Annotated in this window: 22 protein-coding genes; 14 read left to right on the top strand and 8 right to left on the bottom strand. The window is 65.2% G+C overall.

The features are described 5' to 3' along the window. Nucleotides 1-7 precede the first annotated feature (7 nt). Nucleotides 8-1,348, top strand: a complete 1,341-nt coding sequence (locus TSA1_RS36710) for a carbohydrate porin (RefSeq protein WP_245448502.1) — start codon at nucleotides 8-10, stop codon at nucleotides 1,346-1,348. On the opposite strand, the gene TSA1_RS36715 is transcribed toward TSA1_RS36710, so the two are convergent. The 3 genes from TSA1_RS36715 to TSA1_RS36725 all read right to left on the bottom strand — a co-directional run bounded on the left by TSA1_RS36715 (nucleotide 1,345) and on the right by TSA1_RS36725 (nucleotide 4,849). Continuing rightward, nucleotides 1,345-2,640, bottom strand: a complete 1,296-nt coding sequence (locus TSA1_RS36715) for an MFS transporter (RefSeq protein ID WP_100180583.1) — start codon at nucleotides 2,638-2,640, stop codon at nucleotides 1,345-1,347. The genes TSA1_RS36710 and TSA1_RS36715 overlap by 4 nt on opposite strands. Before the next feature lie 111 nt (nucleotides 2,641-2,751). Then, nucleotides 2,752-3,948 carry an acetyl-CoA C-acyltransferase gene (locus TSA1_RS36720; protein WP_100181544.1) on the bottom strand — a complete coding sequence of 399 codons (1,197 nt, stop codon included), beginning with the start codon at nucleotides 3,946-3,948 and terminating at the stop codon, nucleotides 2,752-2,754. A 130-nt stretch (nucleotides 3,949-4,078) separates the two neighbouring features. After that, nucleotides 4,079-4,849: an enoyl-CoA hydratase gene (locus TSA1_RS36725; protein ID WP_100180584.1), complete on the bottom strand. Its 771-nt coding sequence runs from the start codon at nucleotides 4,847-4,849 to the stop codon at nucleotides 4,079-4,081. Nucleotides 4,850-5,003: 154 nt separating this feature from the next. On the opposite strand from TSA1_RS36725, the gene TSA1_RS36730 reads away from it, so the two are divergent. The 4 genes from TSA1_RS36730 (at nucleotide 5,004) to TSA1_RS36740 (ending at nucleotide 7,881) form a co-directional block, all read left to right on the top strand. Further along, nucleotides 5,004-5,537, top strand: coding sequence for a PaaI family thioesterase (locus TSA1_RS36730; protein WP_100180585.1), 534 nt, complete (start codon nucleotides 5,004-5,006; stop codon nucleotides 5,535-5,537). A 64-nt stretch (nucleotides 5,538-5,601) separates the two neighbouring features. After that, nucleotides 5,602-6,222, top strand: a complete 621-nt coding sequence (locus tag TSA1_RS36735) for a TetR/AcrR family transcriptional regulator (protein WP_100180586.1) — start codon at nucleotides 5,602-5,604, stop codon at nucleotides 6,220-6,222. A gap of 183 nt (nucleotides 6,223-6,405) precedes the next feature. After that, nucleotides 6,406-7,635 carry a hypothetical protein gene (locus TSA1_RS39165; protein ID WP_145984422.1) on the top strand — a complete coding sequence of 410 codons (1,230 nt, stop codon included), beginning with the start codon at nucleotides 6,406-6,408 and terminating at the stop codon, nucleotides 7,633-7,635. Nucleotides 7,636-7,644: 9 nt separating this feature from the next. Next, nucleotides 7,645-7,881, top strand: coding sequence for a hypothetical protein (locus TSA1_RS36740; protein ID WP_100180587.1), 237 nt, complete (start codon nucleotides 7,645-7,647; stop codon nucleotides 7,879-7,881). On the opposite strand, the gene TSA1_RS36745 is transcribed toward TSA1_RS36740, so the two are convergent. Next, entirely contained in the window at nucleotides 7,866-8,813 is a 948-nt protein-coding gene (locus tag TSA1_RS36745; protein ID WP_100180588.1) for a LysR family transcriptional regulator, read from the bottom strand. The two genes, TSA1_RS36740 and TSA1_RS36745, sit on opposite strands and share 16 nt — an antisense overlap. Nucleotides 8,814-8,915: 102 nt before the next feature. Here TSA1_RS36745 and TSA1_RS36750 point away from each other — a divergent pair, with 102 nt between their 5' ends. The 8 genes from TSA1_RS36750 (at nucleotide 8,916) to TSA1_RS36785 (ending at nucleotide 18,253) form a co-directional block, all read left to right on the top strand. Further along, on the top strand, nucleotides 8,916-10,412 hold the full coding sequence (locus TSA1_RS36750) for a CoA-acylating methylmalonate-semialdehyde dehydrogenase (RefSeq protein ID WP_100180589.1): 1,497 nt from the start codon (nucleotides 8,916-8,918) through the stop codon (nucleotides 10,410-10,412). Nucleotides 10,413-10,435: 23 nt separating this feature from the next. Next, nucleotides 10,436-11,581 (top strand): isobutyryl-CoA dehydrogenase, encoded by a 1,146-nt coding sequence (locus TSA1_RS36755; RefSeq protein ID WP_100180590.1) that lies wholly within the window; start codon nucleotides 10,436-10,438, stop codon nucleotides 11,579-11,581. Beyond that, nucleotides 11,578-12,645 (top strand): enoyl-CoA hydratase/isomerase family protein, encoded by a 1,068-nt coding sequence (locus tag TSA1_RS36760; RefSeq protein WP_100180591.1) that lies wholly within the window; start codon nucleotides 11,578-11,580, stop codon nucleotides 12,643-12,645. Before TSA1_RS36755 ends, TSA1_RS36760 begins: the two co-directional genes overlap by 4 nt. Before the next feature lie 19 nt (nucleotides 12,646-12,664). Then, the gene (gene mmsB / locus TSA1_RS36765) at nucleotides 12,665-13,558 is read left to right on the top strand and encodes a 3-hydroxyisobutyrate dehydrogenase (protein WP_145984423.1); all 894 of its coding nucleotides are present in this window, start codon (nucleotides 12,665-12,667) and stop codon (nucleotides 13,556-13,558) included. Between the two features lie 128 nt (nucleotides 13,559-13,686). Next, on the top strand, nucleotides 13,687-15,405 hold the full coding sequence (locus TSA1_RS36770) for an AMP-binding protein (protein ID WP_100180593.1): 1,719 nt from the start codon (nucleotides 13,687-13,689) through the stop codon (nucleotides 15,403-15,405). Beyond that, nucleotides 15,406-15,882 carry a MaoC family dehydratase gene (locus tag TSA1_RS36775; protein WP_100180594.1) on the top strand — a complete coding sequence of 159 codons (477 nt, stop codon included), beginning with the start codon at nucleotides 15,406-15,408 and terminating at the stop codon, nucleotides 15,880-15,882. Nucleotides 15,883-16,118: 236 nt separating this feature from the next. Then, nucleotides 16,119-17,036: an SDR family NAD(P)-dependent oxidoreductase gene (locus TSA1_RS36780; RefSeq protein WP_100180595.1), complete on the top strand. Its 918-nt coding sequence runs from the start codon at nucleotides 16,119-16,121 to the stop codon at nucleotides 17,034-17,036. Continuing rightward, entirely contained in the window at nucleotides 17,033-18,253 is a 1,221-nt protein-coding gene (locus TSA1_RS36785; RefSeq protein WP_100181545.1) for a BaiN/RdsA family NAD(P)/FAD-dependent oxidoreductase, read from the top strand. Before TSA1_RS36780 ends, TSA1_RS36785 begins: the two co-directional genes overlap by 4 nt. A gap of 177 nt (nucleotides 18,254-18,430) precedes the next feature. Here the strand turns inward: TSA1_RS36785 and TSA1_RS36790 are convergent, their stop codons facing one another. The 3 genes from TSA1_RS36790 to TSA1_RS36800 are packed head-to-tail and all read right to left on the bottom strand — an operon-like array spanning nucleotide 18,431 to nucleotide 21,819. Continuing rightward, complete coding sequence (locus tag TSA1_RS36790; protein ID WP_100180596.1) at nucleotides 18,431-19,510, bottom strand: D-TA family PLP-dependent enzyme; 1,080 nt, start codon at nucleotides 19,508-19,510, stop codon at nucleotides 18,431-18,433. Between the two features lie 3 nt (nucleotides 19,511-19,513). Further along, nucleotides 19,514-21,325 carry an ABC-F family ATP-binding cassette domain-containing protein gene (locus tag TSA1_RS36795; RefSeq protein ID WP_100180597.1) on the bottom strand — a complete coding sequence of 604 codons (1,812 nt, stop codon included), beginning with the start codon at nucleotides 21,323-21,325 and terminating at the stop codon, nucleotides 19,514-19,516. A 2-nt stretch (nucleotides 21,326-21,327) separates the two neighbouring features. Then, nucleotides 21,328-21,819, bottom strand: a complete 492-nt coding sequence (locus TSA1_RS36800; protein WP_100180598.1) for a YaiI/YqxD family protein — start codon at nucleotides 21,817-21,819, stop codon at nucleotides 21,328-21,330. A gap of 105 nt (nucleotides 21,820-21,924) precedes the next feature. Between TSA1_RS36800 and TSA1_RS36805 the strand changes: the two genes are divergently transcribed. Beyond that, nucleotides 21,925-22,725 (top strand): hotdog family protein, encoded by an 801-nt coding sequence (locus TSA1_RS36805; RefSeq protein WP_100180599.1) that lies wholly within the window; start codon nucleotides 21,925-21,927, stop codon nucleotides 22,723-22,725. Between the two features lie 101 nt (nucleotides 22,726-22,826). Here TSA1_RS36805 and TSA1_RS36810 read toward each other — a convergent pair whose 3' ends face one another. Next, nucleotides 22,827-25,199 carry a xanthine dehydrogenase family protein molybdopterin-binding subunit gene (locus TSA1_RS36810; protein WP_100180600.1) on the bottom strand — a complete coding sequence of 791 codons (2,373 nt, stop codon included), beginning with the start codon at nucleotides 25,197-25,199 and terminating at the stop codon, nucleotides 22,827-22,829. Nucleotides 25,200-25,335: the final 136 nt, after the last annotated feature.

The following is a 25,335-nucleotide window of genomic DNA, read 5'->3' on the forward strand; positions in this document are numbered from 1 at the left end:
CCACATAGTGGCAAGCCCCAGCGCATTCGCCGGCGCCAAGGACGAGAGCGCGGCCGAATGGCTGTTTCCAAAATGGTTCAACGCGTGGCATGACGGCCTTGCCGGCAAGGGCCTGAATTTCGGCGCCACCTATATCGCGGACAACATCGCCAACGCCTCCGGCGGCGTGAAGCGCGGCGCCGTCCATTTCGGCCGTCTCGATCTGTCGGTCGATGCCGATCTCGACAAGCTGATTGGCTGGAGCGGCGGCCGCTTCTACGCCAACGCATTCGTGATCTACGGCCAGGGGCTCTCGCGCAACTACGTGATGAACCTCGCCACCATCAGCGAGATCGAAGCGCTGCCGGACCAGCGGCTCTACAATGCCTATTTCGAGCAGAGCTTCTTCAACGACCGCCTGAACATCAGGGCCGGCCAGCAGGCAGCCGATGTCGAGTTCTTCGACAGCCAGACCGACGACCTCTTCATCAACGGCACCTTCGGCTGGCCCGCGATCAAGGCTTCCAACCTTCCGGCGGGTGGCCCGGCGCCGCCGATCGCGGTGCCCGGCATTCGCATCAAGGCCGCGCTGACCGACAGGATCACCGCTTACGGCGCGGTGTTCGACGGCGACCCGTCGGGGCCAGGGGAAGCCGATCCGCAGCTGCGCGACCACCATGGCCTGGCATTCCGCGTCAACGATCCGCCGTGGGTGATCGGGCAGGTCCGCTTCAACTACGACATTGATATCGGCGGCCGGCCGCTCGCCGGCAATTTCACGCCGGGCGCCTGGAAGCACTATGGCTCGTTCGACAGCCAGCGTTTCACGGCGGAGGGGCTGTCGATCGCCGATCCCGGCGGAAGCGGCATCCCCGCGAAACTACGCGGCAACTACGGGATCTTTGCGGTCATCGAGCAGGTGCTGTATCGCCCGCCATCGGTGACCGAGAACAGCACCTCGGCCTCGCTCCCGGGCATCACCGCGTTCGGCCGTGTCGCGTACAGCCCGCCGGATCGCAATCTGATCGATCTGTACCTGGACGGGGGCATCGGTTTTGTCGGTTTCACACCGGGCCGTCCACTCGACCGCTTCGGCGTGGCGATGGCCTATATGCGAATCTCGAACACCGCGCGCAATCTCGATCTCGACACGCAGGCCTTCACCGGGGTCCGGAGCCCGGTGCGCAGCAATGAGACACTGATCGAGATGATCTACGAGGCGCACGTCAAGCCGGGTTGGCTGGTCGCGCCTTATTTCCAATATGTGTTCCGCCCCTCCGGCGGAATTCCCAATCCGAACGATCCGGCCGGTGTCTCGCGAATTGGTGACGCCGCTGTGTTCGGCGTCACCACCACGATCAGGTACTAGGCCATGGCGGGTTTCGGCTGCGGTTTCGGTTGCCGCGACAGCGCCAGCACGATCAGTGCGGCGAACACGCAGAGCGCGCCAGCGATGAAGAACGCGGGCAGGTAGCTCTGATAGACCGTTCGCGAGAAACCCGCACCGAAGGCGGCGGTGCCGGCGCCGAGCTGATGGCCGGCGAAGATCCAGCCGAACACGAGATTGGCGCGCTCGGGGCCGAATTTCTGCGCGGTGAGACGCACGGTCGGCGGCACGGTCGCGATCCAGTCGAGACCGTAGAACATCGCGAAGATGGACAGGCCATAGAACGAGAAATCGCTGAAGGGGAGGAAGATCAGCGAGAGCCCGCGCAGGCCGTAATACCAGAACAGCAGATAGCGGTTGTCGTAGCGATCCGACAGCCAGCCCGACATGATGGTGCCGAAGAAGTCGAAGATGCCCATCGCGGCCAGCAGGCTCGCCGCCTGCACCTGCGGGATGCCGAAATCGAGGCACATCGGGATCAGGTGCACCTGGACGAGGCCGTTGGTGGACGCGCCGCAGACGAAGAAGGTCGCAAACAGGATCCAGAACGCGGTCGACTTCGAGGCGTCGCGCAGCGTGCCGAGCGCCACGGCCGTGATGGAGCCGTGATTGACGGGCGGAGCGGGCAGGGGCTCGGTGCCCTCGTCGCCGAAAGGACGCAGGCCGACGTCGCTCGGGCGGTCGCGCATCGCGAGCAGGACGGCCAGCGCGGAGACGCCGAGCATGATGCAGACGAAGCCGAGCGCGAGCCGCCAGCCATAGCGTTCGGTGAGGCTGGCCAGCAGCGGCAGGAATACGAGCTGGCCGGTGGCGACGCTCGCGGTCATGATGCCGACCACGAGGCCGCGCCGTGCTGCGAACCAGCGCGTAGCAATCGTCGCGCCCAACACCAGCGCGGTCATGCCGGTGCCGATGCCGATCACGCCCCCCCAGAGGGCGACGAGCTGCCAGACCTCGGTCATGCCGAGCGAGAGGACCAGCGCCGAGACCACGATCAGCTGAGCGGTCAGCGTGACGTTGCGCAGCCCATAGCGGTTGAGCAGGGCGGCCGCGAACGGCGCCATCAGCCCGAACAGGATGAAGCGGATCGACAGCGCGGAGGAGATCTCCGCCGTGCTCCAGCCGAATTCCTTCTGCAGCGGGACGATGAACACGCCGGGCGCGCCGACCGTGCCGGCGCTGATCAGCGCGGCGAGGAAAGTCACGCCGACCATCACCCAGCCGTAATGAATGTTGCGACGGGACAGTGCTGCCGCGAGCCAGTTCGAGATCATTGGGCCTCAATGTTGTTGGCGAGTCCCGCGAGGGCCCGCGTCATGCTTCCTGTTTGGCACAGTTCCGGGAAGTCTGAAATGACAGACTTCCCTCAATTTCGGACATTGGTGCTAGTGCCTCAGCCGCTCCACCGCGATCGCGGTCGCTTCGCCGCCGCCGATGCAGAGCGCGGCGACACCGCGCTTGAGGTTGTTGGCCTCCAGCGCATGCAGCAGCGTCACGATCAGCCGCGCGCCGGTGGCGCCGATGGGGTGGCCGAGCGCGCAGGCGCCGCCATTGATGTTCAGCTTCTCTCTGGCGATGCCGAGATCGCGCTGAGCCGCCATCGCCACGACGGCGAAGGCCTCGTTGATCTCGAACAGGTCGACATCGGAGGCAGCCCAGCCGACCTTGTCGAGCAGCTTGCGGATCGCCGGGATCGGCGCCGTCGTGAACCATTGCGGCTCCTGGCTATGGGTGGCATGGCCCTTGATCTCGGCGAGAACGGGCAGCCCGTTCCGATCGGCGAGCGAGCGCTTCGTCAGCACCAGCGCCGCGGCGCCGTCGGCATTGGCGGAGGAGGCCGCCGGCGTGATCGTGCCGTTGGCGCGGAACGCCGGCTTGAGGCCGGGAATCTTGGCGGGATCGACCTTCAGCGGATGCTCGTCATTGGCGATGACGCGAGGTCCAGCCTTCTCGGCCAGCGTGACCGGCGCGATCTCGGCCTTGAACGCGCCGCCCTCGACCGCCTTGCGGGCACGGCTCAGCGTCTCCATGGCATAGGCGTCCTGGTCCTTGCGGGTGAACTGATAGGCCTCGGCCGTCGCCTCGCCGAAATCGCCCATCGAGCGGCCGGTCTCGTAGGCGTCCTCGAGGCCGTCCATCATCATGTGGTCGATGATACGGTCATGGCCGACGCGATAGCCGCCGCGCGCCTTGGCGAGCAGATAGGGCGCGTTGCTCATGCTCTCCATGCCGCCGGAGACCACGATCTCGGCCGAGCCCGCGCGGATGATGTCGTGCGCCAGCATGGTCGCCTTCATGCCGGAGCCGCAGACCTTGTTGACGGTGGTCGCGCCGGTGGCATCGGGCAGACCGGCGGCGCGGGCGGCCTGGCGCGCGGGCGCCTGGCCCTGGCCGGCCGGCAGCACGCAGCCCATGAAGACCTCGTCCACCTTCTCCGGTACGAGCTTGGCGCGTTCCAGCGCCGCGCCGATCACATGCGAGCCGAGCTTGTGCGCGGAAAGCGGCGACAACTCGCCCATGAAGCGGCCGAGCGGCGTGCGGGCGGCGGAGACGATGACGACGGGATCGGCGGCTTCGGCCATGATGGGCTCCCTGGCGATGGAGGGTAAGATGATGGTCATCATATGATGCGGCGCAAAAAATGCAACCCGCGCCAATGATGAGAAATTGTCGTGGGTGGGATGAGATTTGGTCGTCCGATTGGGAGTAGTGCTATTTTTTCCGGTTCACGAACGCGCCCATCAGCCGCGTCGGCTCGTCGGTCAGGAACGATTCGCCGAACACTTTCACGCTCAGATTCACCGACTCCGTCAGCGGCAGTTCCTCCCATTGCCGCAGCAGGGCCTTCTGCGCGCGCAGCGCTTCGGGGCCGCAGTCGAGCAGCATGTTCACCAGATGCTCGACGGCGGCGTCCAGTTCGCCTGCCGGGGCGACCTTGTCGACCAGTCCCCAGGCGAGGGCTGTGGCTGCGTCGATGTTTTCCGCGGTCATCACCAGCCAGCGCGCGCGGGCCCAGCCGATCAGGCGTGGCAGCAGTGCGGCGTGGATCACCGAGGGGATACCGACGCGCACCTCGGGCATGCCGAAATGCGCATCATGCGCGGCAATCCGGAAGTCGCAGGCCGCCGCGACCTCCAGGCCGCCGCCGAGGCACCAGCCGGGCATGCGCGCGATCACAGGTGCCGGGAATTGGCGCACCGCCTCGCAGAGGTCGCGAAGGCGGCTGATAAAGGCCTCAGCGGATTTCTGGTCGAGCTTCGCCATCTCCTTGATGTCGGCGCCGCCGATCATGCTCTTCTCGCTCTGGCCGCGCAGCACCACGACGCGGATGCTGCGGTCGGATGCAAGCTGCTGCAGGCCTTCGCGCACGGCGTCGGTCACCGGCGAGCCGAGAATGTTGAGCGGGCCGGCGTTGCAGATCGCGACATGGACGACGCCGCGCGTATCGCGCGTCACGCCGCAATGGGGATTGAGCATTTCCATTTTGGCAACTCGAAAGTTTCGTGGACCGGCGCGAGGCGCGCGGGTCGAGGCTACTTCCGGGCCGAAACGTCCCTGTTGTCAAGCGGGCGCGCCGCCGAGTTGCAAGTGCGAAGTCCGTGACATAGTATGATAACAATCATACAAAGGGAGTCCCATGACTGAACCCGATCAACTCGATCTGTTTGCGCCCGCGCAGCGGCGTGAGCGCGTGGTGGACTGGCAGGTGCCGGCGCCCGTCGCGAAAGTGGCGATGGGCCTATCGGGCATGGACGCGATGCTGGGCATTCGCGACGGCCGGCTGCCGCCGCCGCCTTTTGCGAAACTGATCGGGTTCACCATGGCCGTCGTCGAGCCGGGCCGGATCGTCATGGAACTGGAGCCGCGCGAGGATCTCGAAAATACCATCGGCCTGCTGCACGGGGCGACGGCGGCGGCCCTGATCGATACCGCGATGGGATGCGCCATCTCGACCCGGTTGGAAGCGGGGCAGAGCTCTGTGACCCTCGACCTGAAAATGACGTTCCTGCGTCCGCTCTCGGTCCGTTCCGGGCTGATCTCGGCCGAAGGTAAGGTGATCAAGCTGGGGCGGCAGACCAGCTACACCGAAGGCTTCGTCCGCGACGGCAAGGGGGCCCTTGCGGTGCATGCAACTGCAACGTTTTCCATGATCGGAAGCAACTTGACATGAATTAATGCACCCATTTCGTGATTGGCGTGCTATGAGATGACCATCGACATCCAATGAGAACCGCATGCGCTACTCCCGGGAACACAAGCAGGAAACCCACGACCGCATCGTGAGGAAGGCCTCCGTGCGGTTGCGCGAAAAGGGCGCCCATGGCATCGGCGTCGCCGACCTCATGAAGGAGGCCGGCCTCACCCATGGCGGCTTCTACGCGCATTTCGATTCCCGCGAGGCGCTGGTGATCGAGGCGTTCGGTTACGCCATGGACCGCTCGATGGAGCACTGGCGCAAGATCACCGGCGAAGCCGCGCCGGACAAGCGGCTGGCGCTGATCGCGGAGGCCTATCTCTCGGCGCTGCATCGCGACAATCCCGGCCATGGCTGCTCAATTCCCGCGCTGGGCGCCGAGATCGCCCGCGAGAGCCCGAAAACCCGCAAGGCGTTTGCCGGAAAGCTCGACGAGATGATCGAGCTGATGGCGGATTACATCCCGAACCTGCCGCGCAAGGCTGCCCGCAAGCAGGCGATCGCGACGCTGGCGACGATGGCCGGCACCATGCTGCTGGCGCGCATCGCCGGCTCTAGCGAGCTGTCGGACGAAGTGCTGAAGGCGGGCAAGGACAGTGCGCTCGACGTCACCAAGCGCGAGTCGAAGGCGGCGGCAGCGAAGAAGGCGAAGCCGAGCTAGCGGCAGCCACCGCTCCAGGATCTCATCCTAAAAGCAGTGCCGTCTCGCAGGATGGCCGCGGGCTAGAGATCGGCGTATTTCCATTGACGAAGTTCTTGATTTGTTCTAGTGTCGTTTCGCTTATTCCGTTGACCGACTGCTGATTGCACGACAACCTGTCTGCACGCTCATCGGGGGAGGTCAATGTCGGGCGCGCACAAACGAGTTTTGCTTTTGGGACCGACAGGCGTCGACAAGGTCACAGCCATGAAGAGGCTGCGCACCCGGATGGATGGTTCACTTGGCCACGACTTCGTTTACGTCGATTTTGAAAACGACTTCTTGAAGGCTCGGCTGAATGTTCGCAATTGGGTTACGTTTCTTGCGCAGGATATTGCGCAGCAAGCGATGACTTGGCGACAAGCTTGGGACGATTTTAAGAAGACGTTGGGAAGCGAGGCGGTCGTCCTCGGATTGCACGCGACTTACGTCAGCGGCATCTTGGGACTTCGTTGTCCCGTCCACATTCCGAGTATTTGTAGCGATTTTGCGCCTACGCTCATTGTTTCTCTCGTGGACGACGTATTCCAGATGTGGAGCAGAACAGAGACTCGTGCGCAAGGTCAGGAGGTGAAGGGGCGTCCAACGTTCGAGCAATTGCTCGCGGCAAGGCGTGCTGAACAACTATTGGGAGATGTCGTACTTTCTCATCTTGGAAATCCGAAGGCGCGTCACATAGTATGCGCAACTGGGAACAACCTTGATGCGTTGGTGAACGTAATAGTCTTTGATGCCCCGGTTACTTACCTGTCTTTTCCCATTAGCGCGCCGCGCGAATTGGCCGCCTCGGGCGATAGCAGTTTTGTCGCAGTTATAAATCAAGCGCATCTGCTAGCTGCACAAGAAATGATAACAAATCGGCATAGGGCATTTATTTCACCACTTTCAATTGATGAACTGCCAATTGTATCGAAGGCCGGCAAAGTGCCTGCGGGAACCACAAGTGTGGATTTTGAATGCGACAAAGAACGCTGGAATCTCGTTGAACTTTGGGGGAATGCAGATCTCTCAATCTTGCCCTGCCTAAGCGAGACGATTTCAATTCCTGTAAAGCAAATCGATGATGCTTCATCTGCGATGCGTACGGATGTTGGATGGAGGGATAGGCGTCTTGTTTTGCAATCCGCGTCTCTGGCTATCGTTTGCCCCAAGCCTCCCCACGAGAATCGGATAACTAGGGGTGTGGAAGATGAAATCCAAACTGCTGTTACTGTCGGAATCACGTGTAATTACTGGCAGCAACAAGATTGGGACCCTGGGGATTTCGTGGGTAACCGTTTTCCAGCGGCCGGTTCCATGGGCATTGGACAAACACAAGCGTTAGTACAGAAGAAGGGATCGCTCGAAGAGCTGATTCGGACACCGCCACCGTAAGGTCTCGTCATGCACCTCGCTGTCACAATTAAGCACGATAAAGACCTCGAAGAGGTGAGGGGCCTGATTCGGACGCTTCGGGGGATGCTGAGCGCCGACAGCGTCACGGTGCTTGAGGCTCCGGAAGATTTAGAATACCCCTATCCCTTTCCAGTTGTGACGATCAGCGAAGATCGAAGCCGCAATCGACTTTTCGGCGCGGACGCCATTGAAAAACTGAGAGCCATAGCTCATCCTTCTAAATGATCGTCGCTACCGGTTTGCACGAACCTCGCGCCGTTGAACAGCGCCCGCTCGCGTTCCACGATCTCCCCGATGTAATCCGCCACCGCCCTGATGCGGGCGAGGTCCTTACTGTCGGCGTGCATCAGCATCCAGAACGTCCGCGTGATCGAGATCTCCTCCGGCAGCACGGCCACCAGCTGCGGGTAATCGCTCGCCATGAAATGGGGCAGCACCGCGATGCCGAAGCCTGACAGCGTGGCGTTGAGCTGGGCGATCAGATTGGCGCTGCGGAAGCGGGCGGAAATCCGCGGCGAGACCTGCGGCAGATAATCGAGCTCCGGGGTGAACAGGAGCTCCTCGATGTAGCCGACGAAGCGGTGCTGCGGCAGGTCCTGCTTTGAAGCGATCTTCGGGAAGCGGTCGAGATAGGTGGGGGCGGCATAGAGGCCGAGGCGGTAGTCGAGCAGCTTGCGGCCGACGATGCGGCCTTCCTTCGGCATGGTCAGGCTGATGGCGATGTCGGCCTCGCGCTTGGAGAGACTGAACAGCCGGGCGGTGGCCACAAGTTGCAGGTCGAGATCGGGATACCGGTCCGCGAACGGCGTCAGCCGCGGCGCCAGGAAGGCGGTGCCGAACCCGTCGGGCGCGCCGATCCGCACCGTGCCGGTCAGACGTGCCACCGAGCCGCCGACCTGCTCCTGGTTGGCGACGATGGTCGATTCCATGGCTTCCGCGCTGTCGGCGACGCGCTGGCCGGCCTCGGTGAGGAGATAGCCGGTCTTGCGCCGGTCAAACAGCTTGGCCGAGAGGTGCTTCTCCAGCCGGTCGACGCGGCGGATCACGGTGGCGTGGTCGACGCCGAGCTGTTTTGCCGCAGCCGAAACCGAGCCGCCCCGCACGATGGCCAGCACGAAGCGAAAGTCGTCCCAGTCGATAGCGCCTTGATCCAGCATTTTCGCACATCTATGGTGCATTATCTCAGACTTGAATCCTATAAAATGCAGGTCGATAGGATTTGTCAAAGCGACCACGCTCGGCCTGAAGGAGACCATTCCATGCGTTCAATCGGACATTTCATCGGCGGCAAGGAGGTCAAGGGCACCTCAAACCGCACCGCCGACGTTTTCGAGCCGATGACCGGTGACGTCCAGGCCAAGGTGGCGCTGGCGTCCAAGGCCGAGGTTCGCGCCGCCGTCGAGAACGCGCGCGCGGCACAGCCCGAATGGGCCGCGACCAACCCGCAGCGCCGCGCCCGCGTGATGATGAAATTCGTCGAGCTGGTGCAGCGCGACTACGACAAGCTCGCCGAGCTGCTCGCGCGCGAGCACGGCAAGACCGTGCCGGACGCCAAGGGCGACATCCAGCGCGGCCTCGAGGTCGCCGAATTCGCCTGCGGCATTCCGCACCTGATGAAGGGCGAGTACACCGAAGGCGCCGGCCCCGGCATCGACATCTATTCGATGCGCCAGGCGCTCGGCGTCGTCGCCGGCATCACGCCGTTCAACTTCCCGGCGATGATCCCGATGTGGAAGTTTGCCCCGGCGATCGCCTGCGGCAACGCCTTCATCCTCAAGCCGTCGGAGCGCGACCCCGGCGTGCCGATGCTGCTCGCCGAGCTCATGATGGAAGCGGGCCTGCCGGCCGGCATCCTCAACGTCGTCAACGGCGACAAGGAAGCGGTCGACGCCATCCTCGACGATCCCGATATCAAGGCCGTCGGCTTCGTCGGCTCGACGCCGATCGCGCAGTACATCTATGAGCGCGCCGCCCAGACCGGCAAGCGCTGCCAGTGCTTCGGCGGCGCCAAGAACCACGCCATCATCATGCCCGACGCCGACATGGACCAGGCCGTCGACGCGTTGATCGGCGCGGGCTACGGCTCGGCCGGCGAGCGCTGCATGGCCGTCTCGGTCGCCGTCCCCGTCGGCAAGTCCACCGCCGACCGCCTGATGGAAAAGCTGATCCCGCGCGTCGAGTCCTTGAAGATCGGCACCTCGATCGATCCGTCGGCCGACTACGGTCCGCTGGTCACGCGCGAGGCGGTCGAGAAGGTCAAGGGCTACATCGACATCGGCATCAAGGAAGGCGCGACGCTCGCCGTCGACGGCCGCGGCTTCAAGATGCAGGGCTACGAGAAGGGCTTCTATCTCGGCGGTTCGCTGTTCGACAACGTCACCAAGGACATGCGGATCTACAAGGAAGAGATCTTCGGGCCCGTGCTCTCGGTCGTGCGCGCGCACGACTACAAGGAAGCGCTGGCGCTGCCGTCGGAGCATGACTACGGCAACGGCGTTGCCATCTTCACCCGCGACGGCGACGCCGCGCGCGACTTCGCGGCCAAGGTCAATGTCGGCATGGTCGGCATCAACGTGCCGATCCCGGTGCCGATCGCCTATTACACCTTCGGCGGCTGGAAGAAGTCGGGCTTCGGCGACCTCAACCAGCACGGCCCGGATTCGGTCCGCTTCTACACCAAGACCAAGACGGTGACCTCGCGCTGGCCGTCCGGCGTCAAGGAAGGCGCGGAGTTCTCGATCCCGCTGATGAAGTGATCCTCTTGAGGAGCGAGGCCGGGATGCAGTTCGCTCTGAACGAGGATCAGGTCGCAATTCGCGACATGGCGCTGGCGTTTGCGGCCGAGAAGATCGCGCCGCATGCGCTGCGCTGGGACGAGGAGAAGCATTTTCCCGTCGACGTGATGCGCGAGGCTGCCACCCTCGGCATGGGCGGCATCTACATCCGCGAGGATGTCGGCGGCTCCGCCATGACGCGGTTCGACGCGGCGCTGATCTTCGAGGCGCTGGCGACCGGCTGCCCGACCACCTCGGCCTTCATCTCCATCCACAACATGGCGAGCTGGATGATCGATGCCTTCGGCAGCGACACCCAGCGCCACAAATGGCTGCCAAAGCTCTGTTCGATGGAGCTGATCGCGAGTTACTGCCTGACCGAGCCGGGCGCCGGCTCGGACGCGGCAGCGCTGCGCACGCGGGCGGTGCGCGACGGCGATCATTACGTTCTCAACGGCCAGAAGCAGTTCATCTCCGGCGCTGGCGGCACGGATCTGCTGGTCGCCATGGTCCGCACCGGCGGCGATGGCCCCGGCGGCATTTCGACCCTGGTCATCGACGGCAAGACGCCCGGCGTCTCCTTCGGCGCCAACGAGCGCAAGATGGGCTGGAATGCGCAGCCGACCCGCGCCGTGATGTTCGAGAACGCCCGCGTGCCGGTTGCCAACCGGCTGAGCGAGGAGGGCGTCGGCTTCAAGATCGCGATGGCCGGCCTCGACGGTGGCAGGCTCAACATCACGGCGTGCTCGCTCGGCGGCGCACAGACCGCGCTCGAGAAGGCGCGCGCCTACATGAAGGAGCGCAAGGCATTTGGAAAGCGCCTCGACGAATTCCAGGCGCTGCAATTCCGCCTGGCCGACATGGCGATCGAGCTCGAGGCTGCGCGCACCTTCCTGTGGCGTGCTGCGGCGGCGCTCGACCGCAAGGATGCTGACGCCACCATGCTGTGCGCCATGGCCAAGCGGTTCGGCACCGATGTCGGTTTCGAGGTCGCCAACCATGCCCTGCAGCTTCACGGCGGCTATGGCTACCTCAGCGAATACGGCATCGAGAAGATCGTGCGCGATCTGCGCGTGCACCAGATCCTCGAAGGCACCAACGAAATCATGCGGCTCATCGTGGCGCGCAAGCTGATCGAGGGCGCGCGATGAGCGGAGCAGAGGAGGGCGATCTCGTCGCCCGCGTCGAGGGCGCCGCCGGCATCATCAGGCTCAACCGTCCGAAGGCCATCAACGCCGTGACGCTGGAGATGTTTCGCGACATCGAGAAAGCGCTCGACCGCTTCGAGGCCGATCCTGAAGTCGCTGTGATCCTGCTCGAAGGTGCCGGCGAGCGCGGGCTGTGTGCCGGCGGCGACATCCGTACGCTCTGGGAAAGCTCGAAGGCTGGCGGCGATCTCGGCAAGATCCTGTGGCGCGAGGAATACATCCTCAATGCGCGGATCAAGAAGTTCCCGAAGCCGTATGTCGCCTTCATGGACGGCATCGTGATGGGCGGCGGCGTCGGCCTCTCGGCCCATGCCAGCCATCGCGTCGTCACCGATCGCACCAAGCTCGCCATGCCCGAAGTCGGCCTCGGCTTCTTCCCCGATGTCGGCGGCACCTATCTGCTCTCGCATTCGCCGGGCGAGATCGGCACCTATTTCGGGCTCACCGGCCAGACCATGAATGGGCCGGACGCGATCCATGCGAAATTCGCCGATTGGGTGGTGCCGGCTTTGAGGTTGCCCGAGCTGCGCGAGGCGCTGACGAAGCTGCACCCCGGTGCGAGCGCGGCCGATGTCGGCAAGCTCATCAGCGGCTTTGCGACCGGCGAGACCGCAGGACCGGTGGCTGAGAAGGAGTCAATCATCGACGCGCTGTTCGGCTTCGACCGCATGGAGGACATCTTCGCGGCGCTGAAGCGTGACGGCTCCGACTTCGCGCTGGCGACGCTGAAGACGCTCAACGAAAAGTCGCCGCGCGGCATGGTGGTGACGCTGAAGCTGCTGCGGCTCGCCCGCGCTTCATCGAGCCTCGAGGAATGCCTGGTGCGCGAATACCGCGCCGCGCTGGAAGTCTTCCGCAGCGACGATTTTCGCGAGGGCGTGCGTGCCGCCGTGATCGACAAGGACCGCAACCCGACCTGGTCGCCGCCGCGCATCGAGGATGTGACGCCGGAGATGCTGGCGCCGTATCTCGCCGAGATTGGCGCCGACGAGCTGAAGTTCAATTAACAACGCGACAGCGGAGGAAATGACAATGGCCACGATCGCATTCATTGGTCTGGGCAACATGGGCGGCCCGATGGCCGCCAACCTCGTCAAGGCCGGCCACAAGGTGGTGGCGTTCGATCTCGTCGAAGCCTCGCGCAATCAGGCCAAGGCCGATGGCGCCGGCATCGCCGACAGCGCTGCGGGCGCGGTGAAGGGCGCTGACGTCGTCGTCACCATGCTGCCCGCAGGCAAGCACGTGCTCGGCGTCTGGAACGAGGTCGTGCCCGCCATGACCAAGGGCGCGCTGATCATCGATAGCTCCACCATCGACGTCGAGAGCGCGCGGGCCGCGCATGCGCTCGCCGCCAAGAGCGGTGTGCTTTCGGTCGATGCGCCGGTCTCCGGCGGCACCGGCGGCGCCAAGGGCGCCACGCTCACCTTCATGTGCGGCGGCGATGACAAGGCGTTTGCCGCTGCGAAGCCCGTGCTGGAAAACATGGGCAAGAAGATCGTCCATTGCGGCGGCGCCGGCGCGGGCCAGGCGGCCAAGATCTGCAACAACATGATCCTCGGCATCTCCATGATCGCGGTCAGCGAAGCGTTCGCGCTCGGCGAGAAGCTCGGGCTCTCGCATCAGGCGCTGTTCGACGTCGCCTCGACCTCCTCGGGCCAGTGCTGGTCGCTGACGACGTATTGCCCGGTGCCGGGCCCGGTGCCGACCTCGCCGGCCAACAATGACTACAAGCCGGGCTTTGCCTCGGCGCTGATGGTGAAGGATCTGACGCTGGCGCAGGACGCCGCCAAGGCCGCCGGTGCGGCCACGCCGCTCGGCAAGCATGCGCAGGAGATCTATCAGTCTTTCGACGCAGCCGGTCAGGGCGGGGTGGATTTTTCCGGAATTATCAAGCACGTTCGCAGCCTCGCTGGAAAATAGCGGGGCTTCGTAGCCCGGATGGAGCGAAGCGAAATCCGGGATAGCTGCTTCCAATGGCGTAGCCGGCCCCGGATTGCGCTTTGCTCCATCCGGGCTACGCTCGAAGATCAATTCGACGGGCCCGGATCATGACGACATTTTTGGAAGCGCGCGCGTTTCTGCTGGATCACCGCACGGACTACGAGGCCGCGGTCAAAGGCTTTCGCTGGCCCGATCCGGTTCCCTTCAACTGGGCGCTCGACTGGTTCGACGCCGAGCTGGCGGCGAGCGCGGAGAGCAGGGATCGCCCCGCGCTCTGGATCGTCGACGCTGCGCAGGACCGGCAGACGAAGCTGTCATTCGCGGCGCTCTCGAAGCGCTCGAACCAGGTCGCGAACTTCCTCCGTGCGCAGGGCCTGACCCGCGGCGATCATCTCCTGCTGCTGCTCGGCAATGTGGTTCCGTTGTGGGAGACCATGCTGGCGGCGATGAAGCTCGGCGTCGTCGTGATTCCCGCGACTACGCTGCTCACCGCGGACGAGCTGCGCGATCGCCTCGATCGCGGCAGGGCGAGGGCGGTTGTCGCTGCCGAGGATCAGGTGGCGAAATTCGCAAGCCTCGGTGCCGAGGGCATCGTTCGCATCGTGGACGGCACCGCCTCCGACGGATGGCTGTCATACAATGAAGCCGCGAAGGCCTCCGAAAGTTTCGCGGCTGATGGTGCGACCAATGCCGACGACCCGATGTTGCTCTATTTCACCTCGGGCACCACGGCGAAACCAAAGCTGGTCCGGCACAGCCAGCGCAGCTATCCCGTCGGCCATCTCTCCACCATGTACTGGATCGGGCTGAAGCCCGGCGATGTGCATCTCAACATCTCCTCGCCCGGCTGGGCCAAGCACGCCTGGAGCTGCTTCTTCGCGCCGTGGAATGCGGGTGCGACCGTGTTCGTGGTCAACCAGCCGCGCTTCGATGCGAAGGGCCTGCTCGCCACCATCGGCCGCTGCGGCGTCACCACGCTGTGCGCGCCGCCGACGGTGTGGCGGCTGTTCATCCAGGAGAACCTTGCTTCGTTCAAGGTGGCGCTGCGCGAGGTCTGCGGCGCCGGCGAGCCGCTGAACCCTGAAGTGATCGACCAGGTGCGGGCGGCGTGGGGCCTCACCATCCGTGACGGCTACGGCCAGACCGAAACCACGGCGCTCGCCGGCAACTCGCCGGGCCAGAAGATCAAGATCGGCTCGATGGGCCGGCCGCTGCCGGGCTATCGCGTGCAGATCAGCGACGCCGACGGCCATCCCGCCAGGGAAGGCGAGGTCACACTGGTGCTCGGCTCGGAGCGGCCCGCAGGTCTGATGCAGGGCTATCAGGGCGACGACGGCAAGCTGTCCGGCGCCGAGGGCGAGCTCTATCGCAGCGGCGATGTCGTGTTCGAGGACGACGAGGGCTATCTCACCTTCGTCGGCCGTTCCGACGACGTCTTCAAGTCATCCGATTACCGCATCAGCCCGTTCGAGCTCGAGAGCGTGCTGCTCGAGCACGAGCTCGTCGCGGAGGCCGCGGTCGTGCCGAGTCCGGATCCGATCCGTCTTGCGATCCCCAAGGCGTTCGTGCTGCTGACCTCCGGCACGGAGCGGACGCCGGAGACGGCGCTTTCCATCTTCAGGCACCTGCATACGCGGCTTGCGCCGTTCAAGCGCATCCGCCGTCTCGAAATTGTCACCGAACTGCCGAAGACGATCTCTGGCAAAATCCGTCGCGTGCAGCTACGACGGCTCGAACGCGACGACGATCGCGAGGATCCCCTGCGCGGCCGCGAATTCCGCGAGGAGGATTTTCCGGAGTTTTCGAAAACACGGAGCGAGACCTAAGTGAACCAAATCTGGAAGTCGCCGCCGATCACGCTTCAGGCCTATCAGGCCCTGGTCGGCAAGGAGATCGGCGTGTCGTCGTGGCATCTGATCGACCAGCCCCGCATCAACGCCTTTGCCGACGACACCGAGGATCACCAGTTCATCCACGTCGATCCCGAGCGCGCCAAGGAAACCTCGTTCGGCACCACCATCGCCCACGGCTTTCTGACGATGTCGATGTTGTCGGTGATGTCCTATGAAGTGATGCCGGCGATCGCAGGCACCACGATGGGCGTCAATTACGGCTTCGACAAGCTGCGCTTCATCTCGCCGGTTCGTTCGGGCAAGCGCGTCCGCGGCCGCTTCGTGTTGGCGGAGGCCAAGCTGCGCAAGCCGAACGAGTTGCAGTCCCGCACCAACGTCACGGTCGAGATCGAAGGCGAGGACAAGCCGGCGCTGGTCGCGGAGTGGCTGGGCCTGATCTATTTCGCTTGATACCGCGCGTCGTTCCCGGGCTTGACCCGGCAACCCATCGCTGCTCAAAAGCTGACCAAATCTCTCGCGGAGCGCTCTCACCCTCTCCCCTTGTGGGAGAGGGTGGCTTCGCGGAACGCGAAGCCGGGTGAGGGGTCTCTCTCCGCGAGCGCATCTGTTGCGAGAGACCCCTCATCCGGCGCTTCGCGCCACCTTCTCCCACAGGGGGAGAAGGAAGAAGAGGCAGGAACTGCACAATGGCAATCAGGTTCGACGGACGCGTCGCCATCGTCACCGGCGCGGGCAATGGTCTCGGCAAGGCGCATGCGCTGGGGCTGGCCAGCCGCGGCGCCAAGGTCGTGGTCAACGATTTTGGCGGCGCGCGTGATGGCACCGGCGGCTCGCTGTCCCCGGCCGAGGCCGTGGTCGAGGAGATCCGCAAAGCCGGCGGCACCGCGATGGCCGACGGCGCCGACGTCTCCAACTTCGAGCAGGTCACCGCCATGGTCGAACGCGCCACCAGGGAGTGGGGCAGCGTCGATCTGATGTGCGCCAATGCCGGCATCCTGCGCGACAAGTCGTTCGGCAAGATGGAAGCCGCCGATTTTCAGAAGGTACTCGACGTGCATCTCGTCGGCACCTTCTATTGCTGCAAGGCGGCCTGGGCCGGCATGCGCGACCGCAACTACGGCCGCATCGTGCTGACGACGTCGTCCTCCGGCCTCTACGGTAATTTCGGCCAGGCCAATTACGGCGCGGCCAAGTCCGGCATGGTCGGCCTGATGAACGTGCTCGCCGAAGAGGGGCGCAAGAACAACATCCGCGTCAACATCATCTCGCCGACGGCGGCGACCCGCATGACCGAGGAGCTGCTGCCGCCGCAGGCGCTGCAGCTGATGAAGCCGAACGCGATCACGCCCGCGGTCGAGTACATGCTCAGCGAGGATGCGCCGACCCGCACCATCATGGGCGCCGGTGCCGGCTCGTTCGCGGTGATCAAGATCCTGGAGAGCGAAGGCATCAACCTGCCGGAATCCGAATGGACGCCGGACGCGGTCGCTGCGCATTTCGCGGAGATCAGCGACATGTCGAAGGCGAAGGCGCTGACCGGCGCGTTCGAGCAGACCCAGAGATACGTGGCGCAGGCCGCGGCGCGGGCGGGGATCAAGCTCTGACCGACGTTGCCGTCATCGGTGCCGGTCCCGCCGGGCTGATGGCGGCGGAGGTGCTGGCGCAGGGCGGCGCGCGCGTCACCGTGTACGACGCCATGCCGTCCGCGGGCCGCAAATTCCTGATGGCGGGCCGGGGCGGGCTCAATCTCACCCACAGCGAGCCGCTGCCGCAGTTCATGGCGCGGTACCGCGAGGCGGCACCGAAGCTGCAAGCCGCGATCGAGGCCTTTTCGCCGGATGCGCTGCGGGCCTGGAGCGAGGCGCTGGGCGAGCCGACCTTCGTCGGCAGCAGCGGGCGCGTGTTTCCGAAAGCGTTCAAGGCCTCGCCGTTGCTGCGCGCCTGGCTGCGGCGGCTCGATGCGGCCGGCGTGAGGTTTACGTTCCGTCATCGCTGGACCGGTTGGGACGGCGAGGGGCGCTTGCTGTTTCGAACGCAGCATGGCGTGGTAGCCGTCGTTGCCGATGCGACCGTGCTCGCGCTTGGTGGTGCCAGCTGGCCGCGGCTCGGCTCAGATGGCGGCTGGGTCGAATTGCTCGCCACCAAAGGCATCGCCGTCTCAAAGCTGCGGCCGGCCAATTCCGGCTTCACGGTCGCTTGGTCAAACGTGTTCCGCGATCGTTTCGAGGGCCAGCCGCTCAAGGGCGTGGCGTTGACGATCGGCGCGCACACGGTGCGCGGCGAGGCGATGATCACGCGCAGCGGCATCGAGGGCGGGGCGATCTATGCGCTGTCGGCGGAGCTGCGCGAGGCGGTGCTGGGTCTCGGGCCGGCGACCTTGATGATCGCGTTGCGGCCTGATCTCGACGTTGCTGCGCTGACGACTCGCTTGTCGGGCACGCGCGGCAAGCAGTCGCTGGCGAACTTCCTGCGCAAGGCCGCGCAATTGTCGCCGGTCGGCATCGGCCTGATGCAGGAGGCCGCCATCGCCTCGGGGCGGCCGCTCGCGTCGCTTTCGCCGGCGGAGCTTGCGGAGCTGATCAACGCCATTCCGGTTCAGCTCACCGGCACAGCCCCGATCGAGCGCGCGATCTCGACCGCGGGCGGGATCTCGTTCGACGAGCTCGACGACCGCTTCATGTTGCGCAAGCTGCCGGGCGTGTTCGCGGCAGGCGAGATGCTGGATTGGGAGGCGCCGACCGGCGGCTACCTGCTGCAGGCCTCGTTCGCGACCGGGGCCGCCGCGGGCAGGGGCGTGTTGGCGTGGCTCAAGCGTTCATAGAATGCTGCCGCCCTTCGAGGGCCGCTGAAGAAGCGGCCACCTCAGGGTGACGGCTACGCGTGAGCGCCCTCTATTCTCGAGCATAGCTCAAGAGAGAGCGTCATCCTGAGGTGCGCGGCCTCCGGTGCAAAGCACCTGAGGCCGCGCCTCGAAGGATGCGCGGGCGCTCCGCCTAGTCTACCGCAGCTTGCCGCGCGCCGCCACCGGCAGCGTGCCGATGATCTCCTCGCCGCGCACCATCAACACCTCGTCCATCATGTTGACGACGACGCAGACGTGGTTCGGCACGATGCGGACGACGTCGCCGACATTGGGGCGGGTGTTGCTGCGGGAGAGGTCGAGGAAGCCGTGCTCCTCGGCGAACTTGGCGATCTTGGCTTCGGGGTGCTCCAGGATCAGGCCGTGGCCGTCGAGGCCGCCGGTGTCCGAGGTCAGCGTCTTCGAGCCGGCATCGAGAATGCCGCGCTCGGGCGCGGCGCGGCTCACCACGGTCGAATAGATGTGCAGCGCGCAGTCGTCCCAGCTGGCGACGCCGGCCGCGACCTGCATGCGGTCGTTGTAGATGTAGGTGCCGAAACGGTGCTCGGTGCCGCCCTTGAGCTTGCCGATGTTGACGAGGTTCGGTGTTCCGCCGGTGGAGACGATCTTGGCATCCAGGCCGTGCGCGCGCACGCCGGCCAGAGCCTCGTCATAGAATTTCTGTGCATCGCCCCAGCCGGTCTCGGTCGGGTAGAGCATGAAGCCGGCGAATTCGAGCCCCTTGGACCCCGCGATCTCGCGCGCCAGCGCAATCGCCTCGGCCGGCGTCTCGACGCCCGCACGCTTGCGACCCGTGTCGCATTCGACCACGACCGACAGCGGGCGGCCGGACGCTGCGGCGGCTTTGGGCAGCCCCGCGACGACGGTCGAATTGTCGGCGGCGACTGTCATGTTGGTCTTGGCATTCAGCGCGCCAAGCCGCGCCATCTTCTCTTCGCCCAGCAGATTGTAGCTGATCAGGATGTCGTCGATGCCGGCATTGGCCATGATCTCGGCCTCGCCGATCTTCTGACAGGTGATGCCTTTGGCGCCGGCCGCGACCTGCATCCTGGCGATGGTCGGATTCTTGTGCGTCTTGATGTGGGGACGATTGGCGATTCCGGCCTCGTCGCAGGCCTTCTGGATGCGCGCGATGTTGCGCTCGACCTTGTCCATGTCGATGACGGCGCAGGGCGTGCCGTATTCGCGGGCGATCTTGGCGGCGAGGGTGGTTGTCATGGGTTAGGCCTGTTCAATCTCTTCGCGGAGCATTTCAAGTTCGAGCCAGCGCTCTTCGGCGGCGGACAGTTCGTCATGCGCCTTGGCGATGGCGGCCGAGGTATCGTCGAATTTCTTGCGATCCTTCGCATAAAGATTGGGATCGTCGAGCACGCGCTGCAGCCTGGCGATGTCGGCCTGCAACGTCTCCATCTTCTTCGGCAGCGTCTCCAGCGCGTGCTTCTCATTGAAGCTCAGCTTGCGCTTCGGCGCGGACGAGGGAGCCGCAGCACGCTCCTCCTTCTTCTCGACAGGGGCTTGCGCCTTCGCCGCCTCGCGCTTGAGGTCCGCGCCGCGTTGGGTCAGCATGTCGCTGTAGCCGCCGGCATACTCGATCCACTTGCCGTTACCTTCAGGCGCGATCACGGAGGTGACGATGCGGTCGAGGAAGTCGCGGTCGTGGCTGATCAGGATGACGGTGCCCTCGTAGTCGCCGAGCATCTCCTCGAGCACGTCGAGGGTTTCGAGATCGAGGTCGTTGGTCGGCTCGTCAAGCACCAGGAGGTTGGACGGCTTCGCCAGCGCGCGCGCCAGCATCAGCCGGCCGCGCTCGCCGCCGGAGAGAACTTCCACCGGGGTGCCGCGCTGCTCCTGGGCGAACAGGAAGTCCTTCATGTAGCCGACGACGTGCTTCGGCTTGCCGCCGACCATGATCTGATCGCCACGGCCGCCGGTCAGTGCCTCGGCCAGTGTCGATTTGGGATCGAGGCTTTCCCGGTGCTGGTCGAGCGTGGCTGTCTCCAGATTGGCCCCTAGCCGTACGGTGCCGGAGTCAGGCTGCATGCCGCCGGTGAGCAGATTGACCAGTGTGGTCTTGCCGGCGCCGTTCGGGCCGATGATACCGAGCCGGTCGCCGCGCTGGATGCGGGTCGAGAAGTTCTCGACGATCTTGCGCTCGCCATAGGCCTTGGTGATCCCCTTGGCCTCGATCACCAGCTTGCCGGATTGGTCGGCTTCGCTAGCTGCGAGGCTGGCGGTGCCGGCGGTGCCGCGATAGTTGCGGCGCTGGTCGCGCAGCGCATGCAGATTGGCGAGGCGCTTGACGTTGCGCTTGCGGCGCCCGGAAACGCCATGGCGCAGCCAGTGCTCCTCGTCGACGATCTTGCGGTCGAGCTTGTGCTGGTCGCGCTCTTCCTCGGCCAGCACCTCGTCGCGCCAGGTCTCGAACGAGGCAAAGCCACGGTCGATCTGCTTGATCTTGCCGCGGTCGAGCCAGGCCGTGGAGCGCGACAGATTGGTGAGGAAGCGGCGGTCGTGGCTGATGATCACCAGTGCGCTGCGCCTGGAGTCGAGCTCCTGTTCCAGCCATTCGATGGTGGCGAGATCGAGATGGTTGGTCGGCTCGTCCAGCAGCAGAATGTCGGGCGAGGGCGCCAGCACGTAGGCCAGCGCCGCGCGCCGGGCTTCGCCGCCGGAGAGATTGTGCGGGTTCTCCTCTCCGGTGAGGCCGAGCTGCTCCAGCAGGTAGCGCGCCTGATGCTGGTCGTCGCCGGGGGCGAGCCCGGACTCGACATAGGCCAGCGTGGTCTTGTGGTCGCCGAAGTCGGGCTCCTGCGGCAGATAGCGCACGGTGGCGCCGGGCTGCACGAAGCGGGTGCCGCTATCGGGCTCGACAAGGCCGGCCGCGATTCTGAGCAGCGTCGACTTGCCCGAGCCGTTGCGGCCGATCAGGCAGACGCGTTCGGATGGAGCGACATTGAGCTCGACGCCCGACAGCAGCGGCGTGCCGCCGAAGGTCAGCCTGATGTCCTTGAGTTGGATCAGCGGGGGCGCCATGGTCAGCCCTGATGTGTTGCGGCTTGGTCGGCGCGGCGGCGCTGGATCCGGCGCAGCGTCTGGTCGAGCGCCGAGAGGAAGGCGGAGCGGTCGCGCGGCGCGAATGATCTGGGGCCGCCGGTGACCTCGCCGGCCGAGCGCAAATCCGTCATCAGATTGCGTACCGCCAGCGTCATGCCGATCGATTCCTCGGTAAAGGGCTTGCCGTTCGGCGCGATCACGTCGGCGCCCGCCTTCACACAGCGGCTCGCCAGCGGGATGTCCGAGGTCACCACGACGTCGCCCGGCCTGGCGCGCTCGGCGATCCAGTCGTCGGCCGCGTCCATGCCGCTGCCTGCGGCAATGCGCGAGATCAGCGGGTCCTGGGGCACGCGAATGAAGTTGCCGGCGACCACGCTCACGGGCACGCCGTGTCGGAGCGCCACGCGGTAAATCTCGTCCTTCACCGGACAGGCGTCGGCATCGACATAGATGCGGGTGGGGGTATCGGTCATTCCGCCGCGTGGTACCCCATTCGGGCCGCAAAGGCGAGGGGATTGACCGCTGTTCCCCGGGGCCTACGATCGGTCCCGAAACAAGAATATGGGGAACGCCAAGCCATGCCGAACCGGCTCGAAACCTACCGCGTCGAGGCCTACAACACCGCCAAACAATCCGAAAACAAGATGCATGACGACACGGTGGCGCGCCGCTTCGGCTTTTCCGGCGGGCTGGTCCCGGGCGTCGATGTCTTCGCCTACATGATGCACGTGCCGATCGCCCGCTGGGGGCGTGATTTCCTGTCACGCGGGCTGGTCGAGGCGCGCTTCATCAAGCCGGTCTATGATGGCGAGGCCGCTGATGTCGATGCCACCGAGCACAACGGCCTGCTGACGATCGAAGTGTTCAGCCGCACCACACTGTGCGCCACGGGGACGGCCTCGCTGCCGGCCGCTGCGCCGGCGGTGGCGCTGAGCGACTATGTCGAGGTCCCCGCGGTCGCCGAGCGCAAGCCGGTCGATCCTGCAACGTTCGAGATGGGCAAATGGCTGGGCACGACGCCGCGCCGCTGGGCCGGGCAGGATGCGGCGGATTATCTCACCGACGTCAGGGAGACCGATCCGATCTTCGCGCGCGAAGGCTTCGGCCATCCCGGCCTGATCCAGCGCGTGATGAACCGCGTGCTGGTGGACAACACGATCCTGGGCCCGTGGATCCACGTCGGCAGCCGCATGCAGTTGCTGTCTGCGCTGCGCGCCGGCGATGAGATCGCCGCGCGGGCAAAGGTCACTGCGAACTACGAAAAGAAGGGCCACCGCTTCGTCGAGCTCGACGCACTCGTCGTCGCCAACGGCACGACGCCGATCGCGCACTGCCAGCATACCGCGATCACCCAGCCGCGGGAGCAGGCGGCGGCGTAGCACGCAGCGCCGTCATTCCGGGGCGGTCCACAGGACCGAACCCGGAATCTCGAGGTTCCGGGTTCGATGCTGCGCATCGCCCCGGAACGACAAGACGGCGCTTACGCCGCCTTTGCCTTCGCGTCCTGGATCGCGCGCCACACGCGCTCCGGGGTCAGCGGCATGTCGATGTGCTTGATGCCATAATCCGAGAGCGCATCGAGCACCGCGTTCACCACCGTCGACAGGCTGCCGGCGCAGCCGGCTTCGCCGCAGCCCTTGCTGCCGAGCGGATTGGTGGTGGCGGGTACCGGATGATCGCCGATCGTCATGTTGGGCACGTCCTCGGCGCGGGGCAGGGCGTAGTCCATCAGCGAGCCCGTGATCGGCTGGCCGCTGTCGTCGTAGCGGATGTGCTCCATCAGCGCCTGGCCGATGCCCTGGACGACACCGCCATGGAGCTGGCCGGCGACCAGCAGCGGGTTGATCACCGTGCCGAAATCGTTGACCGCGCTGTAGCGCACGATCTGCACCACGCCGGTCTCAGGATCGATCTCGACCTCGGCGACGTGGCAGCCGTTCGGGAACGCGGAGGCGACCGGTTCGCTGGTGTGATCGACATCGAGTGAGTCAGGCACGCCGTCAGGTACCTTGCCGTCATGCAAGCGCTTGGCGAGCTCCATGATGTCGATGCTGCGATCGGTGCCGGCGATCGTGAAGCTGCCGCCTTCGAATTCGATGTCGGCTTCGGACGCTTCGAGCATGTGCGCCGCGGCGCGCTTGCCTTTCTCTATGACGAGCTTGGCAGCGCCGACGATGGCCTGGCCGGTCGCGGTGATCGAGCGCGAGCCGCCGGTCCCGTTACCGGTGTGGACGATGTCGCTGTCGCCCTGAACCAGCTTGATGCTCTCGAAGGGCACTCCTAGCTGCGCGCTCAGCACCTGCGCGAACGGCGTGGCGTGACCCTGGCCGTAGTCGAGCGTGCCGGTGATGAGCTGCACGGAGCCATCGGCATCGAACACGATCTTGCCGAGCTCGGGGCTCGGCGGCGCCGTGACCTCGAGATAGGAGCCGACCGCGATACCGCGCAGCTTGCCGGCCTTCTTGCTCTCCTTCTTGCGCTTGGCGAAGTTCTCGTGGTCGGAGATTTCGAGCGCCTTGTTGAACACGGCCTGGAAGTCGCCGCTGTCATAGGTCACGCCGGAGGAGGCCGCGAACGGGATCTGGCTCGGCTTGATGAAGTTGCGCTTGCGCAAGGTCAGGCGGTTGATGCCCATCTCGTCGGCGGCGCGGTCGATCAGCCGCTCCATGTAATAATTGGCCTCGGGCCGGCCGGCGCCGCGGTAGGCGCCCATCAACGTGGTGTTGGTCAGCACCACCTTGATGTCGACCGCCATCAGCGGCGTGCGATAGACGCTGGAAAAGTTCTTGCCGGTGTTGAGCGAGAGCGGCCCCGGTGCGACGCCGGTGATGTAGGCGCCGAGGTTGCCGTAGCCGGACAGCTTGGCCGCGAGGAAGTGCCCTTCAGCGTCGAGCGCCAGCTCGGCATGGATCTTCTGCGCACGGCCGTGGCTGTCGGAGAGAAAGGCGGTCGAGCGCTCGTCGAGCCATTTCACCGGACGGCCCAGCGCCTTGGCCGCGTAAAGAATGCACATGTACTCGGGATAGTTGATGTTCTTCATGCCGAAGGAGCCGCCGACATTGGCGGTGAGGATCCGCACCTTCTCGTTCGGCACCTTCAGGTTCTTGGCGAGGTTGGCGCGGTTGCCGGCGACGCCCTGGGTCGGCACCTGGATGGTGTAGCGCTCGGTCTTCTTGTCGTAGGAGGCAAGGCCGACGCGCGGCTCCATCGAGACCACGGCGACGCGGGTGTTCTCGATGTCGATCTTGGTGACATGGGCTGCGCTGGCAAAAGCCGCGTTGACCTTGTCGATGTCGCCATAATGGTAGTCGAGCGCCACGTTGTTCGGGATATGGTCGTAAAGCTGCGGCGCGCCGGGTCTGGCGGCTTCCTCGGGGTCGGTTACCGCCGGCAGCGGCTCGACGTCGAGCTCGACCGCCTCGGCGGCGTCGCGGGCCTGCGCCAGCGTCTCGGCCACCACGAAGGCGACGGGATCGCCGACGAAGCGGACCTTGTCGGTCGCCAGCGGCTGGCGGTTGGTCTGCAGCAGGGGCGAGCCGTCGCGGCTCTTCAGCGGCAGGCCGCAGGTAAAGGGGCCGTAGCCGGCGGCGTCGAGATCCTTGCCGGTCCAGACGCCCAGCACGCCCGGCATCGCCTTGGCGGCATCAATGCCGATGCCGCGGATGGTGCCGTGGGCGTGGGTGGAACGGACGACCACGGCATAGGCTTGGCCGGGCAGGTTGAAATCGTCGGTGTAGCGGCCCTTGCCGCGCACCAGCGTGTCGTCCTCCTTGCGGCGGACGGGCTGCCCGACGCCATATTTTTGCAGTGCAATAGCGTTTTCGAGCGTGGACGATTTGGTGTGTTCTTGCATGGAATTGACCTGAAAAGCCGGCAATTGCGCGTTTTGGGGGGCGCCTAGGGGGACCGGACCACCCAAAAATAACCCACGGTCCCGTTCACGACAACGCACGAATGGGCATGGTCCCATGTGATGCGTTGTTGCGCAT

The organism is Bradyrhizobium nitroreducens (genome assembly GCF_002776695.1).
GTDB classification, from domain to species: Bacteria; Pseudomonadota; Alphaproteobacteria; order Rhizobiales; family Xanthobacteraceae; genus Bradyrhizobium; species Bradyrhizobium nitroreducens.

Excerpts from the sequence above, each read along its gene's own strand:
- TSA1_RS36715 (WP_100180583.1), bottom strand. The coding sequence starts at position 2,640 with ATGATCTCGAACTGGCTCGCGGCAGCACTGTCCCGTCGCAACATTCAT.
- TSA1_RS36720 (WP_100181544.1), bottom strand. The coding sequence starts at position 3,948 with ATGGCCGAAGCCGCCGATCCCGTCGTCATCGTCTCCGCCGCCCGCACG.
- TSA1_RS36725 (WP_100180584.1), bottom strand. The coding sequence starts at position 4,849 with ATGGAAATGCTCAATCCCCATTGCGGCGTGACGCGCGATACGCGCGGC.
- TSA1_RS36730 (WP_100180585.1), top strand. The coding sequence starts at position 5,004 with ATGACTGAACCCGATCAACTCGATCTGTTTGCGCCCGCGCAGCGGCGT.
- TSA1_RS36735 (WP_100180586.1), top strand. The coding sequence starts at position 5,602 with ATGCGCTACTCCCGGGAACACAAGCAGGAAACCCACGACCGCATCGTG.
- TSA1_RS39165 (WP_145984422.1), top strand. The coding sequence starts at position 6,406 with ATGTCGGGCGCGCACAAACGAGTTTTGCTTTTGGGACCGACAGGCGTC.
- TSA1_RS36740 (WP_100180587.1), top strand. The coding sequence starts at position 7,645 with ATGCACCTCGCTGTCACAATTAAGCACGATAAAGACCTCGAAGAGGTG.
- TSA1_RS36745 (WP_100180588.1), bottom strand. The coding sequence starts at position 8,813 with ATGCTGGATCAAGGCGCTATCGACTGGGACGACTTTCGCTTCGTGCTG.
- TSA1_RS36750 (WP_100180589.1), top strand. The coding sequence starts at position 8,916 with ATGCGTTCAATCGGACATTTCATCGGCGGCAAGGAGGTCAAGGGCACC.
- TSA1_RS36755 (WP_100180590.1), top strand. The coding sequence starts at position 10,436 with ATGCAGTTCGCTCTGAACGAGGATCAGGTCGCAATTCGCGACATGGCG.
- TSA1_RS36760 (WP_100180591.1), top strand. The coding sequence starts at position 11,578 with ATGAGCGGAGCAGAGGAGGGCGATCTCGTCGCCCGCGTCGAGGGCGCC.
- mmsB (WP_145984423.1), top strand. The coding sequence starts at position 12,665 with ATGACAATGGCCACGATCGCATTCATTGGTCTGGGCAACATGGGCGGC.
- TSA1_RS36770 (WP_100180593.1), top strand. The coding sequence starts at position 13,687 with ATGACGACATTTTTGGAAGCGCGCGCGTTTCTGCTGGATCACCGCACG.
- TSA1_RS36780 (WP_100180595.1), top strand. The coding sequence starts at position 16,119 with ATGGCAATCAGGTTCGACGGACGCGTCGCCATCGTCACCGGCGCGGGC.
- TSA1_RS36790 (WP_100180596.1), bottom strand. The coding sequence starts at position 19,510 with ATGACAACCACCCTCGCCGCCAAGATCGCCCGCGAATACGGCACGCCC.
- TSA1_RS36795 (WP_100180597.1), bottom strand. The coding sequence starts at position 21,325 with ATGGCGCCCCCGCTGATCCAACTCAAGGACATCAGGCTGACCTTCGGC.
- TSA1_RS36800 (WP_100180598.1), bottom strand. The coding sequence starts at position 21,819 with ATGACCGATACCCCCACCCGCATCTATGTCGATGCCGACGCCTGTCCG.
- TSA1_RS36805 (WP_100180599.1), top strand. The coding sequence starts at position 21,925 with ATGCCGAACCGGCTCGAAACCTACCGCGTCGAGGCCTACAACACCGCC.
- TSA1_RS36810 (WP_100180600.1), bottom strand. The coding sequence starts at position 25,199 with ATGCAAGAACACACCAAATCGTCCACGCTCGAAAACGCTATTGCACTG.